General features: G+C 61.1%; 14 protein-coding genes. 9 read left to right on the forward strand and 5 right to left on the reverse strand.

Annotated elements, in window-relative coordinates:
• Positions 1-100 precede the first annotated feature (100 nt).
• The 4 genes from hpf to gltA all read right to left on the reverse strand — a co-directional run bounded on the left by hpf (position 101) and on the right by gltA (position 4396).
• The gene (hpf, locus tag EV700_RS08630) at positions 101-391 is read right to left on the reverse strand and encodes a ribosome hibernation-promoting factor, HPF/YfiA family (protein ID WP_130412793.1); all 291 of its coding nucleotides are present in this window, start codon (positions 389-391) and stop codon (positions 101-103) included.
• 203 nt (positions 392-594) lie between these two features.
• Positions 595-2085, reverse strand: coding sequence for an RNA polymerase factor sigma-54 (locus EV700_RS08635; protein ID WP_130412795.1), 1491 nt, complete (start codon positions 2083-2085; stop codon positions 595-597).
• Positions 2086-2168: 83 nt separating this feature from the next.
• On the reverse strand, positions 2169-3035 hold the full coding sequence (locus EV700_RS08640) for an NAD(P)-dependent oxidoreductase (protein ID WP_242610228.1): 867 nt from the start codon (positions 3033-3035) through the stop codon (positions 2169-2171).
• An 80-nt stretch (positions 3036-3115) separates the two neighbouring features.
• Positions 3116-4396: a citrate synthase gene (gene gltA / locus EV700_RS08645; protein ID WP_130412799.1), complete on the reverse strand. Its 1281-nt coding sequence runs from the start codon at positions 4394-4396 to the stop codon at positions 3116-3118.
• A gap of 412 nt (positions 4397-4808) precedes the next feature.
• Between gltA and sdhC the strand changes: the two genes are divergently transcribed.
• From sdhC to EV700_RS08665, 4 genes are read left to right on the forward strand one after another with little or no spacing between them, the layout of a single operon-like run.
• Positions 4809-5210 (forward strand): succinate dehydrogenase, cytochrome b556 subunit, encoded by a 402-nt coding sequence (gene sdhC / locus EV700_RS08650; RefSeq protein WP_130412801.1) that lies wholly within the window; start codon positions 4809-4811, stop codon positions 5208-5210.
• Positions 5211-5576, forward strand: coding sequence for a succinate dehydrogenase, hydrophobic membrane anchor protein (sdhD, locus tag EV700_RS08655; RefSeq protein ID WP_130412803.1), 366 nt, complete (start codon positions 5211-5213; stop codon positions 5574-5576).
• Between the two features lie 3 nt (positions 5577-5579).
• Positions 5580-7382: a succinate dehydrogenase flavoprotein subunit gene (gene sdhA, locus EV700_RS08660; RefSeq protein ID WP_130412805.1), complete on the forward strand. Its 1803-nt coding sequence runs from the start codon at positions 5580-5582 to the stop codon at positions 7380-7382.
• A gap of 27 nt (positions 7383-7409) precedes the next feature.
• On the forward strand, positions 7410-8117 hold the full coding sequence (locus tag EV700_RS08665) for a succinate dehydrogenase iron-sulfur subunit (RefSeq protein WP_130412807.1): 708 nt from the start codon (positions 7410-7412) through the stop codon (positions 8115-8117).
• 64 nt (positions 8118-8181) lie between these two features.
• On the opposite strand, the gene ubiG is transcribed toward EV700_RS08665, so the two are convergent.
• The gene (gene ubiG, locus EV700_RS08670) at positions 8182-8886 is read right to left on the reverse strand and encodes a bifunctional 2-polyprenyl-6-hydroxyphenol methylase/3-demethylubiquinol 3-O-methyltransferase UbiG (protein ID WP_130412809.1); all 705 of its coding nucleotides are present in this window, start codon (positions 8884-8886) and stop codon (positions 8182-8184) included.
• Positions 8887-9100: 214 nt separating this feature from the next.
• Here ubiG and gyrA point away from each other — a divergent pair, with 214 nt between their 5' ends.
• From gyrA to EV700_RS08695, 5 genes are all read left to right on the forward strand, one after another.
• Positions 9101-11773 (forward strand): DNA gyrase subunit A, encoded by a 2673-nt coding sequence (gene gyrA, locus EV700_RS08675; RefSeq protein WP_130412811.1) that lies wholly within the window; start codon positions 9101-9103, stop codon positions 11771-11773.
• A gap of 61 nt (positions 11774-11834) precedes the next feature.
• Positions 11835-12911: a 3-phosphoserine/phosphohydroxythreonine transaminase gene (gene serC / locus EV700_RS08680; protein WP_130412813.1), complete on the forward strand. Its 1077-nt coding sequence runs from the start codon at positions 11835-11837 to the stop codon at positions 12909-12911.
• A gap of 77 nt (positions 12912-12988) precedes the next feature.
• Positions 12989-14083 (forward strand): prephenate dehydratase, encoded by a 1095-nt coding sequence (gene pheA, locus EV700_RS08685; RefSeq protein ID WP_130412815.1) that lies wholly within the window; start codon positions 12989-12991, stop codon positions 14081-14083.
• A gap of 60 nt (positions 14084-14143) precedes the next feature.
• Positions 14144-15244, forward strand: a complete 1101-nt coding sequence (gene hisC, locus EV700_RS08690) for a histidinol-phosphate transaminase (RefSeq protein WP_130412817.1) — start codon at positions 14144-14146, stop codon at positions 15242-15244.
• A 3-nt stretch (positions 15245-15247) separates the two neighbouring features.
• Positions 15248-17455, forward strand: coding sequence for a bifunctional prephenate dehydrogenase/3-phosphoshikimate 1-carboxyvinyltransferase (locus EV700_RS08695; protein WP_130412819.1), 2208 nt, complete (start codon positions 15248-15250; stop codon positions 17453-17455).

Here is a 17455-nt window from a genome sequence, read left to right on the forward strand (position 1 = left end):
TATCAGGCAGAAGGTTGGATTCGCATCCTATAGTACATTCTTTGATTGAATAATACAGACTACATCATAAAAAAGCCCGACTTGCGCCGGGCCTGTCGAGTCAGTGATGACTCTTCAATTTTTCCTTGTGCCTGACGATCTGTCGGTCAAGCTTGTCAGAGAGCAGGTCGATCGCGGCGTACATATCGGGAGATTCGGCATTGGCGAAAAGCTCCGCGCCTGCGATACGGATTGTGGCTTCGGCCTTTTGCGCCAGTTTCTCGATGGAGAGAATCACCTGCATGCTGGTGATGTGGTCGAAGTGACGCTCTACACGTGCCAGTTTGCTTTGCACGTACTCTTTCAGGGCCGGGGTAACATCCACATGATGCCCGCTGATAGTCATTTGCATAAGGCCAATCCTCGTGTTGTTGTTGCGACAATCGAGGAGGACCTGCGAACAAAGTCGGGCGGCGAACCGTCGGCCTTGCGAAGCATGTCCTCCGCCAAAAGCCAGTATTAGTCACAAACCGTTGATTGCACTGTCACAATTGGGTAACGGCTTGCGAGGCTAAATGTCTGTTCCACAACTTCAATGTAGCGAGGTTTCCAACGTCAAAGCAAGCGTTTTCTGTCGCTGGATGAGGGAATGTTAAGTGACTCACGATACTTGGCGATGGTGCGTCGCGCGACCTCAATGCCCTGGTCCAGCAGCATGTCGGCGATCTTGTTGTCGGACAACGGTTTGCGGGGATCTTCCTGACTGACAAGCTTTTTGATCATGGCGCGGATGGCGGTGGATGAGCATTCGCCGCCGGAACTGGTGCCGACATGACTTGAAAAGAAATATTTCAGTTCGAAAATGCCTTGCGGGGTATGCATGAATTTCTGGGTGGTAACCCGGGATACGGTGGACTCATGCAGACCGACTTCATCAGCGACATCGCGCAGCACCATCGGCTTCATGGCTTCGGGGCCTTTATCGAGGAAGCCGCGCTGGTGCTCCACGATGCAGGTGGCGACCTTGAGCAGGGTTTCATGGCGGCTTTGCAGGCTTTTCAGGAACCAGCGGGCTTCCTGCAAATGATTCTTCAGGTATTGGTTGTCGGCGCTATTGTCGGCGCGGCGGACCAGGCTGGCGTAACTGGTATTGATGCGGACGCGGGGAGCGGTTTCGGGATTCAGCTCGACGCGCCAGCGCTGGTTCTGCCGGGTGACAATGATATCCGGGGTGATGTAGCTGGATTCGCTGGAACCGATCTGCCCGCCCGGATACGGATTCAGTGACTGGATCAGGCTGATGGCAGCCATCAACTGGTGTTCGGTCAACCGGGTTTTCTTCAGTAGTCCCGCCTGGTCATGGTTACCCAGCAATTGCAGGTGTTCGCGCACCACCAGCAGGGCGGCTTCGCGGGCCGGAGTCTTTTCCGGCAGCTGGTTCAGCTGGATCAGCAGGCACTCCCGCAAATCGCGGGCGCCGACGCCGGGCGGGTCGAATTGCTGGATGCGGTGCAGCACCGCCTCGACTTCATCCAGTTCGATTTCGGCTTCGGGCAGCAGTCGCGAGGCTGCTTCCAGAATATCTTCCAGGCTGACGGTGAAGTAACCGTTCTCATCCAGCGCGTCAATGATGCAGACGGCCAGCGCCTTGTCGGTCAGCGTGAACGGGGTCAGGTTGACCTGCCACAGCATATGGTCGTACAGGGTTTCCGGCACCGTGGAGCGGGCCTCGAAGCCTTCGTCGTTATCATCGGGCGCAGCGGTGTTGGCGCTGTTTCCCGTGTAGATGTCATCCCAGGCGCTGTCAACCGGCAGGTCGTCAGGGATGTCGCGCGGGGTGTCGATATCGAGGGTTTGCGGATCATCCTGACGGTTGTCGCCAAAGTCGTCGGGGCTGGCGCCCAGTTCCTGGGAGGTCTGGTCGGAAGCCGGGCTGCCCGGTTCGCCGGAGTCCTCGGCCAGTTCCAGCAGCGGGTTGGAATCCAGCGCATTCTGGATTTCCTGTTGCAATTCAATCGTGGACAGCTGCAGCAGGCGGATGGCCTGTTGCAGTTGCGGCGTCATGGTCAGGTTCTGACCGAGATTGAGATGCAGGGCGGCTTTCATACCAATCTGTCATGTGGGGAACTGATGACAGTATATAGCGGCCCTTTTGATTGCGCTATGCAAGAAGCAGGCCCGATGGTGTATCAGGTCTGTTTCAGCCGACGAAGCAGGCTGGACGTGTCCCAGCGGCCGCCATTCATGGCCTGGATTTCACGGTAGAAGTCGCTGACCTGCGCGGTGACTGGCAGGTTAATGCCGAGTTCAGCGGCTTCCTCCAGGCAAATGTCCAGATCCTTGCGCATCCAGTCGACGGCAAAGCCGTGGTCGTATTCATCCGCCAGCATGGTGGCGTGACGGTTGACCAGTTGCCAGGACGAGGCAGCTCCTTGGCCGATCACCTGCATGGCTTTGGTCGCGTCGAGTCCGGCTTTTTCGGCGAAGTACAGGCCTTCCGCCAGCGCTTCAATCAGGCCGGCCACGCAGATCTGGTTGACCATCTTGGTCAGCTGCCCGCTGCCGACATCGCCCATGCGCACAACCGTCTTGCCATAGCAGGCCAGCAACGGCTCCACCTGGCGGAAAACGACTTCTTCCGCGCCGCACATGATGCTGAGCTGGCCGCGCTGCGCGCCTTGCTGCCCACCGGAAACCGGGGCATCGACGAAAGCCATGTCACCGCCGGCGAGGATGTTGGCGAGGTCGCGCGACAGCGTGGCGGAAACGGTGGAGTGGTCAACAAGCACCGTGCCGGGTCTCATGCCCTGGATGGCCCCGGTTTCCCCCAGCACCACCTGGCTTAGGTCGTCATCATTACCGACACAGGTGAACACGAAATCGGCGTGAGCGGCGGCTTCGGCCGGTGTCGACGCCTTACGGCCGCCATATTGACGTAACCACAGATCCGCCTTGGCGGCAGTGCGGTTGTAGACGGTGACATCATGACCCTGCGTTGCCAGGTGTCCGGCCATGGGAAAGCCCATGTTGCCCAGACCGATAAAGGCGACTTTCATCAATGCGATCCTGAATCAGGCTTCAGAAAAACCAAGGGCCGCAAAAGCGGCCCGAGGTCTGTTTCATGACGACAACCAGCTTAACGCTTGTCCATCGGCACGAAGTCACGCTGCACGGGACCGGTATACAGCTGGCGCGGACGGCTGATCTTGTACGGGGCGGAGTGCATTTCCAGCCAGTGGGCGATCCAGCCCGGCGTGCGGCCGAGGGCGAAGATCACGGTGAACATGCTGGTCGGGATGCCGATCGCCTTCAGGATGATGCCGGAATAGAAGTCGACGTTCGGGTACAGCTTGCGCGACACGAAGTATTCATCGTTCAGGGCGATCTCTTCCAGCTTCATGGCCAGTTCGAGTTGCGGGTCGTGGATGCCCAGTGCGGTCAGCACTTCGTCGCAGGTCTGCTTCATGACCTTGGCGCGCGGGTCGAAGTTCTTGTAGACGCGGTGGCCAAAGCCCATCAGCTTGGTGCTGTCGTTCTTGTCCTTGACGCGCTTGATGAAGTCGTCCAGCTTGGAGACATCACCGATTTCGTCGAGCATCTTCAGCACGGCTTCGTTGGCGCCGCCATGCGACGGGCCCCACAGCGCGGCGATGCCGGCGGCGATACAGGCATAGGGGTTGGCGCCGGTGGAACCGGTCAGGCGCACGGTCGAAGTCGAGGCGTTCTGCTCGTGGTCTGCGTGCAGCACGAAGATGCGATCCATGGCCCTGGCGACGATCGGGTTGACCTTGTAGTCGGCGCAGGGCGTGGCGAACATCATGTGCAGGAAGTTTTCGGCATAGCCCAGGTCATTGCGGGGATACATGAACGGCTGGCCGGCGGAATACTTGTAGCTCATGGCGGCCATGGTCGGCATCTTGGCGATGAGACGGATGGCGGCGATGCGGCGGTGTTCCGGGTCGTTGATGTCCAGGTTGTCGTGGTAGAAGGCGGAGAGGGCGCCGACCACGCCGCACATGACGGCCATCGGGTGGGCGTCGCGACGGAAACCGCGGTAGAAGAACTGGAGCTGCTCGTGAACCATGGTGTGGTTCATGACGCGGCTGACAAAGTCTTCCTTCTGGGCGGCGTTCGGCAGTTCGCCGTTCAGCAGCAGGTAACAGGTTTCGAGGTAGTCGGACTTTTCAGCCAGTTGCTCGATCGGGTAGCCGCCGTGCAGGAGGATGCCCTTGTCACCGTCAATGAAGGTGATCTTGGATTCGCAGGCGGAGGTGGCCATGAAACCGGGGTCGTAGGTGAAGTAGCCGTTCGACAGGACGTCTTTGACATCGATGACGTCCGGGCCCATGGTGCCGCTATGGACGGGGAGGTCCAGGCTCTTGTCACCGATGGTTAGCGTGGCTTTTTTGCCAGACATGGCGTTCTCCTGTTTTTCTCAGCGCAAATGGCAGCGTTCGCAGGGCACCGGGATGGTGCGCCGGCCGGGGTCGACGCCGCGGTCAAGACACGGGATGCATAAAACGCGCCTAGCTTAAGGTTTGTAGCGATTTTGTCAATCAAGCGGAGGGGCGACGAAGGTCGTATATTCGTGTTCTGTTCACATGTGGAAACTATTTTGTCCGTATTTTGAACATGGGTTGGCCCGCGCGGATTACTGTACGATCGTAAATATGTGATGAGGTGTTTTGTCGTGGACTGTATCAGTTTGTAATCCGGGGGCGGGAAGTCTATAATTCTGCCCCGCCTGCCTTGTTGGCAACGCCGCCACCAGACGCGCGAAACGCTGTTTTTTCCTTGATTCCAGCCCGTTCACGGGCCCCAACTACAGGATGCACGCTGTGAAAAGCAACAGACCTGTCAATTTGTCCCCGGATCTTATCCTGGCGGTCAATCTGAAGTCGCCGGTGGCGATTGCCTCGATCCTTCATCGCATCTCCGGCATCGTCATCTTCCTGCTGATTCCCGTTCTGCTCTACATTTTGCAGGGTACGCTGGAGTCCCCGGAAAGTTTTGCCGCCATCAAGGAAGACGTGTTCGGTGGATTCATCGGTCGTTTCCTGGTGTTCGTCACGCTGGCCGGTCTGCTTTATCACTTCTTCGTCGGCCTGAAGCACCTGGTGATGGACTTCGGCATCGCGGAAGAACTGGAAAGCGGTCGCAACTTCGCGAAGGCCGCCCTCGGCGTGTCCGCCGTCGCCATTGCTCTGGCCTTTGTCTGGGTGGTGCTGTAAATGAAAAGCGCAACGAGTTTTAGCCGTTCCGGCATGAGCGACTGGATTGTCCAGCGCGTCAGCGCCGTCATCCTGGCGGTTTATTTTGTCGTGGTCCTCGGCTGGATCGCCCTGCAGGGCGACGTGACCTTCGAGAACTGGTCCGCCTTCATGGGCAGCACCTGCATGCGCATTTTCGGCCTGCTGGCCCTGGCCTCGCTGGCCGGTCACGCCTGGGTCGGACTGTGGACCATCACCACCGACTACCTGACCGTGCGTCAGATGGGCAACAAGGCAACCTTCCTGCGGTTCTTGGCCCAGATCGGCATGGGTGTGCTGATCTTTGTGTACGTCGTCTGGGGCCTGAAGATTTTCTGGGGAAATTAAGCAATGGCGAAGAATATCCGTACCCTCACGTTTGATGCCGTGATTGTCGGCGGCGGCGGCTCCGGCATGCGCGCCTCCCTGCAACTGGCCCGCGCCGGTCTCAGCGTAGCCGTGCTGACCAAGGTTTTCCCGACCCGCTCGCACACCGTGGCGGCGCAGGGCGGCATTGGCGCCTCGCTCGGCAACATGGGCGACGACAACTGGCACTACCACTTCTACGACACCGTGAAGGGTTCTGACTGGCTGGGCGACCAGGACGCCATCGAGTACATGTGCCGCGAAGCACCGAAGATGGTGTACGAGCTGGAACACATGGGCATGCCCTTCGACCGCAACGAAGACGGCACCATTTACCAGCGTCCGTTCGGCGGCCACTCGTCCAACTACGGTGAAAAGCCGGTGCCGCGCGCCTGCGCCGCCGCTGACCGTACCGGACATGCGCTGCTGCACACGCTGTATCAACAGAACGTGGCCGCCAACACCCAGTTCTTCGTGGAATGGATCGCGCTGGACCTGATCCGTGACGAAGACGGCGATGTGCTGGGCGTGACCGCGATCGATCTCGAAACCGGTGATGTCGCCGTGTTCCAGGCCAAGTGCACCCTGTTCGCCACCGGCGGTGCGGGTCGTATCTATCAAGCCTCCACCAATGCCTTCATCAATACCGGCGACGGCCTCGGCATGGCCGCCCGCGCCGGCATTCCGCTGGAAGACATGGAGTTCTGGCAGTTCCACCCGACCGGCGTCGCCGGCGCCGGCGTGCTGCTGACTGAAGGCTGCCGTGGTGAAGGCGGTCTGCTGCGCAACAAGAACGGCGAGCCGTTCATGGAGCGCTACGCTCCGACCCTGAAGGACCTGGCTCCGCGTGACTTTGTGTCCCGCTGCATGGACCAGGAAATCAAGGAAGGCCGAGGCTGCGGTCCCAACGGCGACTACGTGGTGCTCGACCTGACCCACCTGGGCGCGGAGACCATCCACAAGCGTCTGCCCTCGGTGTACGAAATCGGCAAGAACTTCGCCAACGTCGACTGCACCAAGGAACCGATCCCCGTCGTGCCGACCATTCACTATCAGATGGGCGGTATCCCGACCAACATCAACGGTCAGGTGGTCGCACCGAAGGATGGCGATCCCAACACCGTGGTCAAGGGCTTCTACGCCATCGGCGAATGTTCCTGCGTGTCCGTGCACGGCGCGAACCGTCTGGGCACCAACTCGCTGCTCGACCTGATCGTGTTCGGCAAGGCCGCCGGTGACCACATCATCGAAACCGTGCGCCGTGAATCCGCCGTGCACAAGCCGTTGCCCGCCGATGCGCTGGACAAGACGCTGGCCCGTATCGCCAAGCTCGATAACTCGACTTCCGGCGAATACTGCCAGGACGTGGCCAATGACATGCGCCGTTCCATGCAGGCCCACGCCGGTGTGTTCCGCACCCAGGCGCTGCTGGATGCCGGTGTCACCCAGATTCTGGAAATCGAAAAGCGCGTGCAGAACATTCACCTCAAGGACAAGTCCAAGGTGTTCAACACCGCCCGTATCGAGGCGCTGGAGCTGCAGAACCTGATCGAAGCTGCCAAGGCGACCATCATTTCCGCCGCCGCCCGCAAGGAATGCCGTGGTGCCCACACCGTGGTCGACTATGAGCGTCCGCTGACCGATCCGGACTGCCCGCTGGGCCGTAACGACAAGGAGTGGATGCGCCACACCTTGTGGTACAAGGATGGCAATCGTCTGGACTACAAGCCGGTGAAGCTGAAGCCGCTGACGGTGGACACCGTGCCGCCCAAGCCGCGTACCTTCTGATGCCTGGCCCGGATTCGAGAGAAAATCATGAGTGAAGTTCGCATTTTTGAAGTTTACCGTTACAACCCGGACAAGGATCAGGCTCCGTACTTCCAGACCTACGAGCTGACGCTGGACGGCTCCGAGCGCATGCTGCTCGACGCGCTGATCAAGCTGAAGACGCTGGACGAAACCCTGAGCTTCCGCCGTTCCTGCCGGGAAGGCATCTGCGGTTCCGACGGCATGAACATCAACGGCAAGAATGGTCTGGCCTGCCTGATCAACATGAACACCCTGCCGAAGAAGATCGTGCTGCGTCCGCTGCCCGGCCTGCCGGTCATCCGTGACCTGGTGGTGGAAATGGACATGTTCTACGACCAGTACAAGAAGGTCGTGCCCTATGTCATCAACGACACCCCGGCGCCTCCCACGGAACGCCTGCAATCGCAGGAAGACCGCAAGAAGCTGGACGGCCTGTACGAGTGCATCCTGTGCGCGTGCTGCTCCACCTCCTGCCCGTCGTTCTGGTGGAATCCGGACAAGTTCCTGGGGCCGTCGGCGCTGTTGCAGGCCTACCGTTTCATCATCGACAGCCGCGACACCCGCACCGCCGAGCGTCTGGCCCGTCTGGATGATCCGTTCAGCCTGTTCCGTTGCCGTGGCATCATGAACTGCGTCAGTGTTTGCCCGAAGGGCTTGAACCCGACGAAGGCGATTGGTCACATCCGCAACATGCTGCTGGAACAATCCACCTGATCCGGCGTGTGATGCGACATGAAAAACGGGGCCTAAGGCCCCGTTTTTTATTGAGTTTTAACCGTTATTCGGCAGTGGTGTGGACCATGTAGTTCACATCGACATTCGGAGCCAGCCAGTAGTATTTGGTCAACGGGTTGTAGTGCAGGCCGGTGCTTTCCCGCAGGTTCAGACCGGCGGCGCGAATCCAGGACGCCAGTTCGGAAGGGCGGATGAACTTGGCGTATTCGTGTGTACCTTTGGGCAGCATGCGTAACACATACTCCGCGCCGACAATCGCGAACAGGTAGGACTTGGGGTTGCGGTTGATCGTCGAGAAGAACACGTGGCCACCCGGTTTCACCAGTTGCCGGCAGGCGCGGATCACCGACGCAGGGTCGGGAACGTGTTCCAGCATTTCCATGCAGGTCACCACATCAAAAGAATGGGGCTGCTCGGTGGCCAGTTGTTCCACCGGCACCTGCCGGTATTCCAGATTTTCCACGCCGGCCTGAGCGGCATGCAGGCGACCCACCGCTAGCGGCGCTTCACCCATGTCGATGCCCAGCACGCTGGCGCCGCGCCGCGCCATCGATTCGGCAAGGATGCCGCCGCCGCAGCCGACATCCAGCACGCGCTTGCCGCTCAGTCCGGCGCGTTCATCAATCCAGTTCAGGCGCAGCGGGTTGATCTGGTGCAGCGGCTTGAACTCGGAGTCCGCATCCCACCAGCGGGCAGCCAGCGCTTCGAATTTGGCGATTTCGGCGGGATCGACATTGGGGGTATTCATCGCGGGCTCCTGAGGGTGTTTGCGCGGAAGTATAACGGGAAAGCGCCGGTGCGGAAGGGCAGTCGGGCGTTTTGCAGCCAAGCGTTAGGCTGTGACGCGGAGCAGGGCTTGGAAGCCCCCCAAGACAGCGCGGATATGGTATATTCCGGCGCTTGAAAAGGGCCGTTACAAAGACAGAACACCGACGGCGCCGACCCGGAAACCGAGAGCCTGTATGACCGATTTTGCCGCTGAAATTGTTCCCGTCAATATTGAAGACGAACTCCGTCAGTCCTACCTCGACTATGCCATGAGCGTCATCGTCGGCCGCGCGCTGCCCGACGTCCGTGACGGCCTGAAGCCGGTGCACCGTCGCGTGCTGTTCGCCATGCACGAACTGAGCAACGACTGGAACAAGCCCTACAAGAAATCGGCCCGCGTGGTCGGTGACGTAATCGGTAAATATCACCCGCACGGCGATTCGGCGGTCTATGACACCATCGTCCGCATGGCGCAGCCGTTCAGCCTGCGTTACCTGCTGGTGGACGGTCAGGGTAACTTCGGTTCGGTGGACGGCGACGCCCCTGCGGCGATGCGTTATACCGAAGTCCGGATGAGCAAGCTGGCCCATGACCTGCTGGCCGACCTGGAAAAGGAAACCGTGGACTGGGTGCCGAACTACGACGGCACGGAAATGATCCCGGCGGTGATGCCGACGCGTATCCCGAACCTGCTGGTCAACGGCAGCAGCGGCATCGCGGTCGGTATGGCTACCAACATTCCGCCGCACAACCTGACGGAAGTGATCAACGCCTGCCTCGCCTACATTGATGATGAAGAAATCACCATCGATGGCCTGATGGAGCATGTTACCGGTCCGGATTTCCCCACCGGCGCCATCATCAACGGCCGCGCGGGCATTGTCGAAGCCTATCGCACCGGTCGCGGCCGCATCATCATCCGTTCCAAGCATCATATTGAAGTCGACGGCAAGACCGGCCGCCAGTCGATCGTATTCACCGAAATTCCGTACCAGCTGAACAAGGCCCGCGTCATCGAGAAGATCGCCGAGCTGGTCAAGGACAAGAAGCTGGAAGGCATCAGCGAACTGCGTGACGAATCCGACAAGGACGGCATGCGCATCGTCATTGAAGTGAAGCGCGGCGAAGTGGCGGAAGTGGTGGTGAACAACCTGTTCGCGCAAACGCCGCTGGAAAGCTCCTTCAGCTTCAACATGCTGGCGCTGGTCGACGGCCAGCCGCGCATCCTCAACCTGAAGGACCTGATCTCCGCTTTCGTGCGTCATCGCCGTGAAGTGGTGACCCGCCGCACGGTTTACGAATTGCGCAAGGCGCGCGAACGCGGCCATATCCTCGAAGGCCTGGCCGTGGCCTTGGCCAACATTGATGAAGTCATCGAACTGATCCGCACCTCCGCCACCGGCAGCGAGGCCCGCGACAAGCTGATGGCCAAACTGTGGAAGGAAGGCGGCGTGCTGGCGCTGTTGGAGCGCGCCGGCGACAAGAACGCCTGCCGTCCGGAAACGCTGGAAGATTATCTGGGCTTGCAGGAAGACGGCTACCGTCTGTCCTACGACCAGGCTCAGGCCATCCTCGACCTGAAGCTGCAGCGCCTGACCGGTCTGGAACAGGACAAGCTGATGGGCGAATACGAGGAGTTGCTGGGCAAGATCAGCGAACTGCTCGCCATCCTTGCTGACGCCAAGCTGCTGATGGACGTGATTCGCGGCGAACTGCGGCAAGTGCTGGAAGCCTATGGCGACAAGCGTCGCACCGAAATCATCGCCTCGCGCCTCGACCTGAGCATGGAAGACCTGATTACCGAAGAGTCGGTGGTGCTGACCATTTCGCACACCGGCTACGCCAAGATCCAGCCGCTGAGCGATTACCGCGCCCAGAAGCGCGGCGGTCGCGGCAAGTCGGCGACGGCGATGAAGGACGAGGATTACATCGAGCACCTGCTGGTCGCCAGCACGCACGACACCATCCTGTATTTCACCTCATTGGGCAAGGTGTACTGGCTGAAGGTCTATGAGCTGCCGCAGGCCGGTCGCGGTGCCAAGGGCAAGCCGCTGGTCAATATCCTGCCGTTGCAGGAAGGTGAAAAAGTCTCAGCAATCATGCCGTTGCGTGAATATGTTGAAGGCAATTATGTCTTCATGGCCACCAGCGACGGCACCGTCAAGCGGGTGGATCTGGCTGCCTTCTCGCGTCCGCGCAGCAGCGGCCTGATCGCCATCGAACTTCAGGGCGACAACCGCCTGATCGGCGTCGCCATCACCGATGGTAACCAGGACATCATGCTGTTCAGCAATGAAGGCAAGGCGATCCGTTTCCACGAATCCGATGTGCGCGTGGTCGGCCGTTCGGCGATGGGCGTACGCGGCATGCGTATTCCTGATGCCGCCCGCATTGTCTCGCTGTGCGTGGCACCGGAAGACGGCGAAGTGCTGACCGCCTGCGAAAACGGCTTCGGCAAGCGCAGTCTGGTCAGCGATTTCCCGCATCGCCTGCGCGGTGGTCAGGGCGTGATCGCGGTGCAGACCAGCGAGCGTAACGGCGAACTGGTGGGTGCGGTGGTGGTCAGCGACGGCAATGAATTGCTGCTGATTTCCGACATGGGCACGCTGGTGCGGACCCGCGTTTCCGAAATCCGCACCATGTCGCGGAACACGCAGGGCGTCATGCTGATCCGCCTGTCCGATCAGGAAAAGCTGGTGGGCGTGGTCTGTCTGGACGAGCCGGAAGAAGAGGACGAGTTCCTGCCGGAAGACGGCGAGGTGGTTGAGGGCGAAGCCGCTCCGGTTGCCGATGCCGCCGACGCGTCCGAGACTGCCGCTGATGCCGGTGACGTGGAAGCGTCCGACGCCACCGATAGCGACGAGTAATACCGGCGGCCCCGTGCGCGGGGCCGCCCGAACCGATTTTGATTTGATGCAGGAAACCCCGATGCGAGCCTACAACTTCTGCGCCGGCCCCGCCGCGCTTCCCGAAGCCGTCCTCAAGCAAGCCCAGGTCGAGATGCTGGATTACCACGGCAAGGGCTTGTCCGTGATGGAAATGAGCCATCGCAGCGCCGATTACGTCGCCATCGCCGAACAGGCCGAACAGGACCTGCGCGACCTGATGAACATCCCGTCGAACTACAAGGTGCTGTTCCTGCAAGGCGGCGCTTCCCAGCAGTTCGCGATGATCCCGATGAACCTGCTGCGCGGCAAGACCACCGCCGATTACGTCAATACCGGCATGTGGTCGGACAAGGCGATCAAGGAAGCGAAGAAGTTCTGTCAGGTCAATGTCGTTGCTTCGGACGAAGCCAACGGCTTCCGCAAGGTGCCCGACGTGGCGACCTGGCAGGTCAACCCGGACGCCGCTTACCTGCATTACACGCCGAATGAAACCATTCACGGCGTCCAGTTCGACTTCATCCCCGACAGCAGTGTGTCGCTGGTGGCCGACTATTCGTCGATCATTCTCGCCGAACCGCTGGACGTGTCGAAGTTCGGGCTGATCTATGCGGGCGCGCAGAAGAACATCGGCCCGGCCGGTCTGGTGGTGGTGATCGTGCGCGAGGATCTGCTGGGTCAGGTCGTGCCCGGCACGCCGACCATGCTCGACTACAAGATCCACGCCGACAACGGCTCCATGTACAACACGCCGTCGACCTATGCCTGGTACCTGTCCGGTCTGGTCTTCCAGTGGCTGAAGGCGCAGGGCGGTCTGGAAAAGATGGGCGAGATCAACCGCCGCAAGGCTGCCAAGCTCTATGCCGCCATCGACGGCAGCGAGTTCTACGGCAACCCGGTGGCGCTGCCCAACCGTTCCATGATGAACGTGCCGTTCACGCTGGCCAAGCCGGAACTGGAAAAGACCTTCCTCAAGGAAGCCGATGCCGCCGGCCTGCTCAATCTGGCCGGTCACCGTTCGGTGGGCGGCATGCGCGCCAGCATCTACAACGCGGTGGCGGAAGAGGGCGTGGACGCGCTGGTGGCGTTCATGGCCGATTTCGCGCGCCGTTACGGCTGATGTCTTGGGCGGCATGATGATGCCGCCCGGTTTTCCGGTTTCCTGATCTCCAGACCCACGCCCGACGGAATACGCTCATGAGCGAAAAACTGCCCACGCTTCCCGAACTGCGCCAGCAAATCGACGCCATTGATGTGCAGATTCACGAGTTGATCAACCAGCGGGCGCGTTGCGCGCAAACGGTGGCTGAGGTCAAGAAGGCCGAGGACCCCACCATCACCAGCTTCTACCGCCCCGAACGCGAGGCGCAGGTGCTGCAAATGGTGATGCAGCGCAATCAGGGACCGCTGGCCGGGGAAACCGTCGCCAAGCTGTTCCGTGAAATCATGTCTGCCTGCTTGGCGCTGGAGTCGCCGCTGAAGATCGCCTTCCTTGGTCCGAACGGCACTTTCACCCACGCCGCCGCGCTCAAGCATTTCGGTCACGCCGCCATCACGCGGCCGATGGCCACCATTGATGAAGTGTTCCGCGAAGTCGAGGCGGGCAGCGCCCACTATGGCGTGGTGCCGGTCGAAAACTCCTCGGAAGGCGTCGTCAATCACACGCTGGACTGCTTCATCAATTCCGGGTTGAAGATCATCGGCGAGGTGGAGCTGCGCATCCACCACAACCTGCTGGTGGCCGAAGGCACGCAGTTGAAGAACATCTCCCGCGTGTACTCCCACCAGCAGTCGCTGGCGCAGTGCCGCAAGTGGCTGGATGCCCATTTCCCGAAGATCGAGCGCATTGCTGTCTCCAGCAATGCCGAGGCCGCGCGGCTGGTGAAGGGCGAGTGGCATTCCGCCGCCATCGCCGGGGAAACCGCCGCCGAGCTGTACGGACTGAAGAAGCTGCACGAGAACATTGAAGACAATCCCAGCAACACCACGCGCTTCCTGATCATTGGTACGGAAAGCACGCCGCCCAGCGGGGATGACAAGACCTCGATCATAGTCGCCGCGCACAACGAGGCCGGGGCGCTGTACCGCATCCTGGAGCCGTTCTACCGCAATGGCCTGTCGCTGACGCGGATTGAAACGCGGCCGTCGCAGTCGGATATCTGGTCCTATGTCTTCTTCATCGATTTCGAGGGCCATCAGCAGCAGCCGCAGGTCAAGCTGGTGCTGGACGAGCTGCACGACCGCGTGCGCGAGTTGAAGAATCTCGGTTCGTACCCGAAAGCTGTTATCTAAACGCGAAACGCTCCGGCGGCCATTCTGATGGTCGCGGGGCTTGCCACAGGAATCCGACTCATGTCCTGCGATTTTTTCAGCAACGCCACCCCCGGCGTGCAACAAATTTCCCCTTACCAGCCCGGCAAGCCGATTGACGAACTGAAGCGCGAGCTGGGGCTGGACGACATCGTCAAGCTGGCCAGCAACGAGAATCCGCTGGGTTGCTCACCGCTGGCCGTTGCCGCCATTCAGGCGGAAATGACACAGATCGGCCGCTATCCCGACGGCAATGCCTTCGCCCTCAAGGAAGCGATTCGCCAGAAGTTCGGTTTCGCGCACAACCGCATCACCCCGGGCAACGGTTCCAACGACATCCTGGAACTGGTGGCGCGCGCCTTCATCAATCCGGGTGAAGAGGCGGTTTACAGCCAGCACGCCTTCGCGGTGTATCCGCTGGCCGTACTGGCCGCCAGCGGCAAGGGCGTGGAAGTGCCCGCCCTGAACTACGGCCATGACCTGGAGGCGATGGCCCGCGCTGTCAATGGCAAGACCAAGGTGGTGTTCATCGCCAACCCTAACAACCCGACCGGCACCTGGTTCGAGCGCGCCGAGTTTGAAGCCTTCATGGCAAAGATTCCGGCGAACGTGCTGGTGGTGCTGGATGAGGCCTATGTCGAATATGTGACGGAAGCCGGGTTCATGAACGGCTTTGATTATGTCGATCAATACCCGAACCTGCTGGTCAGCCGCACCTTCTCCAAGGCCTATGGTCTGGCGTCGCTGCGCGTCGGTTACGCCATTGCCCATCCGGATGTGACCAATATCCTCAACCGCGTGCGCCAGCCGTTCAACGTCAACAGCTTCGGTCTGGCCGCCGCCACCGCCAGTCTGGGTGACGACGCCTTTGTCGCCGCGAGCCGCGAACTCAACGCCGCCGGCATGCGCCAGATCGAAGCCGGGCTGAATGCGCTCGGACTGGCATTCATTCCGTCCCGCGCCAACTTCATCGCCTTCGACGCCAAGCGTCCGGCAATGGAAGTGTTTCAGGCCCTGTTGAAGGAAGGCGTGATTGTCCGCCCGATCGCCAATTACGGCATGCCCACCTGGGTGCGGGTCAGCATCGGGCTGGAAGGCGAGAATGCGCGCTTCCTGCAAGCCCTGACCAAAGTGTTGGGCTGAGCCATGTTCGCCCGTGTTGCCTTCATCGGTCTCGGCCTGATCGGTTCCAGCCTGGCGCGCGTGCTGCGCGCCGAGAAGCTGGCCGACACCATCGTCGCCAGCAGCCGCAGCGACCGCACGCTCAAGACCGCGCAGGACATCGGCCTGATTGACGCCGGTTATGCCGACGCCGCTGATGCCGTGCAGGGTGCGGATCTGGTGGTGCTGGCAATGCCGGTGTGCGCCACGGAAAGCGTGCTGCACAGCATTCGCGAAGCCGTCGGGCCGGACACCATCCTGACCGATGTCGGCAGCACCAAGGGCAACGTAGTGGAAGCCGCTGCGCGCGTCTTCGGCGAGGTGCCGATCCATTTTGTGCCGGGCCACCCCATTGCCGGGTCCGAGCAGAGCGGGGTGCTGGCGGGCAAGGCGGACCTGTTCCAGCGCCACAAGGTCATCCTGACGCCCTTGCCGCATACCGCCGCCGAGTCCACCGCCAGGGTGCGCCGGATGTGGGAAGCCGCCGGGGCCGAAGTGTTGGAGATGACGGTCGAGCGCCACGATGAAGTGCTGGCCAAGACCAGCCACCTGCCGCATTTCCTGGCCTTCTCGCTGGTGGACGCCTTGGCGCGCGAGTCGCAGAACCTCGATATTTTCCGTTACGCCGCCGGCGGCTTCCGCGATTTCACCCGCATCGCCGGCAGCGACCCGCTGATGTGGCACGACATCTTTTTTGCCAACGAGCGTGGTATCCTTGCCGCCCTCGACGGTTTCACCCAGGGCGTGGAGCGCTTGCGCGCCGCCGTCGTCGCTCATGACAGCGAGGCGGTGCTGGGCATCCTGACCCGCGCGCAAGCCGCCCGTCACCATTTCACCCACATGTTGGCCGGCACGGCCTATGCAAAAACCATGAATCCGAAAAACCTGCAATTCCTCGTAGAAGCCGGCGGCAGCCTGAAGGGCCAAGTCCGCGTTCCCGGCGACAAATCCATTTCGCACCGTTCCATCATGCTGGGTTCGCTGGCCGAAGGCGTCACCGAAGTCACCGGCTTTCTGGAAGGGGAAGATGCGCTGGCGACGCTGCAGGCCTTCCGCGACATGGGCGTGGTGATTGAAGGACCGAAGAACGGCGAAGTGCGGATTCACGGCGTCGGCCTGCACGGCCTGAAGTGCCCGCCGAATGCCATCTATTGCGGCAATTCCGGGACTTCCATGCGCCTGCTGTCCGGTATTCTGGCCGCGCAGAAGTTCGATACCGTCATGACCGGCGACCCCTCGCTGTCGAAGCGGCCGATGGAGCGCATCGCCAAGCCGCTGCGCACCATGGGCGCGGTGATCCAGACCACCGGCGAGAAGGGCACGCCGCCGGTCAGCATCAAGGGCGGCCAGGCGCTGAAGGGTATTGTCTATGACATGCCGGTTGCCAGCGCCCAGGTCAAATCCGGCGTGCTGCTGGCCGGTCTGTGGGCGGAAGGGGAGACGGTCATCACCGAACCGGCGCCGACCCGTGACCACAGCGAGCGCATGCTGCGCGGCTTCGGTTATGACGTGAAGACCGAAGGCTCCACCATTCGCATTCGTGGCGGCGGCAAGCTGACCGCGACCAATATTGATGTGCCCGCCGACATCTCCTCGGCTGCCTTCTTCATGGTCGGCGCCAGCATTGCGCCGGGCGCGGACATCGTGCTGGAACACGTCGGTATCAACCCGACCCGCGTCGGCATCCTCAATATCCTGCGCGACATGGGCGGCGACCTGACGCTGATGAACGAACGCATTGTCGGCGGTGAACCGGTGGCGGATATCCGCGTGCGTCATGCCAAGCTGAAAGGCATCAAGATCAATGAAGCGGACGTGCCGCTGGCGATTGATGAATTCCCGTCGCTGTTCATCGCTGCCGCCTGCGCCGAGGGCACTACGGTGCTGACCGGCGCGGAAGAACTGCGCGTCAAGGAATCCGATCGCATCCAGGTGATGGCCGACGGCCTCATTGCCTTGGGCGTGAAAGCCACTCCGACGCCGGACGGCATGATCATCGAGGGCGGCCCCATCGGCGGCGGTTCGGTGGTCAGCCACGGTGACCACCGCATTGCCATGTCCTTCGCCATGGCCGCTCTGCGCGCCACCGGCACCATTGAAATCAACGATTGCGCCAACGTCGCCACCAGCTTCCCCGGATTCGTGGAACTGGCGCGTGGCGCGGGCCTGAACATCCGCGTGGTGGAAAACTAA

The organism is Fluviicoccus keumensis (genome assembly GCF_004217445.1).
Classification (GTDB): Bacteria; Pseudomonadota; Gammaproteobacteria; order Pseudomonadales; family Moraxellaceae; genus Fluviicoccus; species Fluviicoccus keumensis.

Bases quoted from the DNA above. Each gene is read 5' to 3' on its own strand.
- hisC (WP_130412817.1), top strand. From the start codon at position 14,144: ATGTCCTGCGATTTTTTCAGCAACGCCACCCCCGGCGTGCAACAAATT.
- EV700_RS08635 (WP_130412795.1), bottom strand. From the start codon at position 2,085: ATGAAAGCCGCCCTGCATCTCAATCTCGGTCAGAACCTGACCATGACG.
- pheA (WP_130412815.1), top strand. From the start codon at position 12,989: ATGAGCGAAAAACTGCCCACGCTTCCCGAACTGCGCCAGCAAATCGAC.
- gltA (WP_130412799.1), bottom strand. From the start codon at position 4,396: ATGTCTGGCAAAAAAGCCACGCTAACCATCGGTGACAAGAGCCTGGAC.
- sdhA (WP_130412805.1), top strand. From the start codon at position 5,580: ATGGCGAAGAATATCCGTACCCTCACGTTTGATGCCGTGATTGTCGGC.
- sdhD (WP_130412803.1), top strand. From the start codon at position 5,211: ATGAAAAGCGCAACGAGTTTTAGCCGTTCCGGCATGAGCGACTGGATT.
- gyrA (WP_130412811.1), top strand. From the start codon at position 9,101: ATGACCGATTTTGCCGCTGAAATTGTTCCCGTCAATATTGAAGACGAA.
- serC (WP_130412813.1), top strand. From the start codon at position 11,835: ATGCGAGCCTACAACTTCTGCGCCGGCCCCGCCGCGCTTCCCGAAGCC.
- EV700_RS08695 (WP_130412819.1), top strand. From the start codon at position 15,248: ATGTTCGCCCGTGTTGCCTTCATCGGTCTCGGCCTGATCGGTTCCAGC.
- ubiG (WP_130412809.1), bottom strand. From the start codon at position 8,886: ATGAATACCCCCAATGTCGATCCCGCCGAAATCGCCAAATTCGAAGCG.
- EV700_RS08665 (WP_130412807.1), top strand. From the start codon at position 7,410: ATGAGTGAAGTTCGCATTTTTGAAGTTTACCGTTACAACCCGGACAAG.
- hpf (WP_130412793.1), bottom strand. From the start codon at position 391: ATGCAAATGACTATCAGCGGGCATCATGTGGATGTTACCCCGGCCCTG.
- sdhC (WP_130412801.1), top strand. From the start codon at position 4,809: ATGCACGCTGTGAAAAGCAACAGACCTGTCAATTTGTCCCCGGATCTT.
- EV700_RS08640 (WP_242610228.1), bottom strand. From the start codon at position 3,035: ATGAAAGTCGCCTTTATCGGTCTGGGCAACATGGGCTTTCCCATGGCC.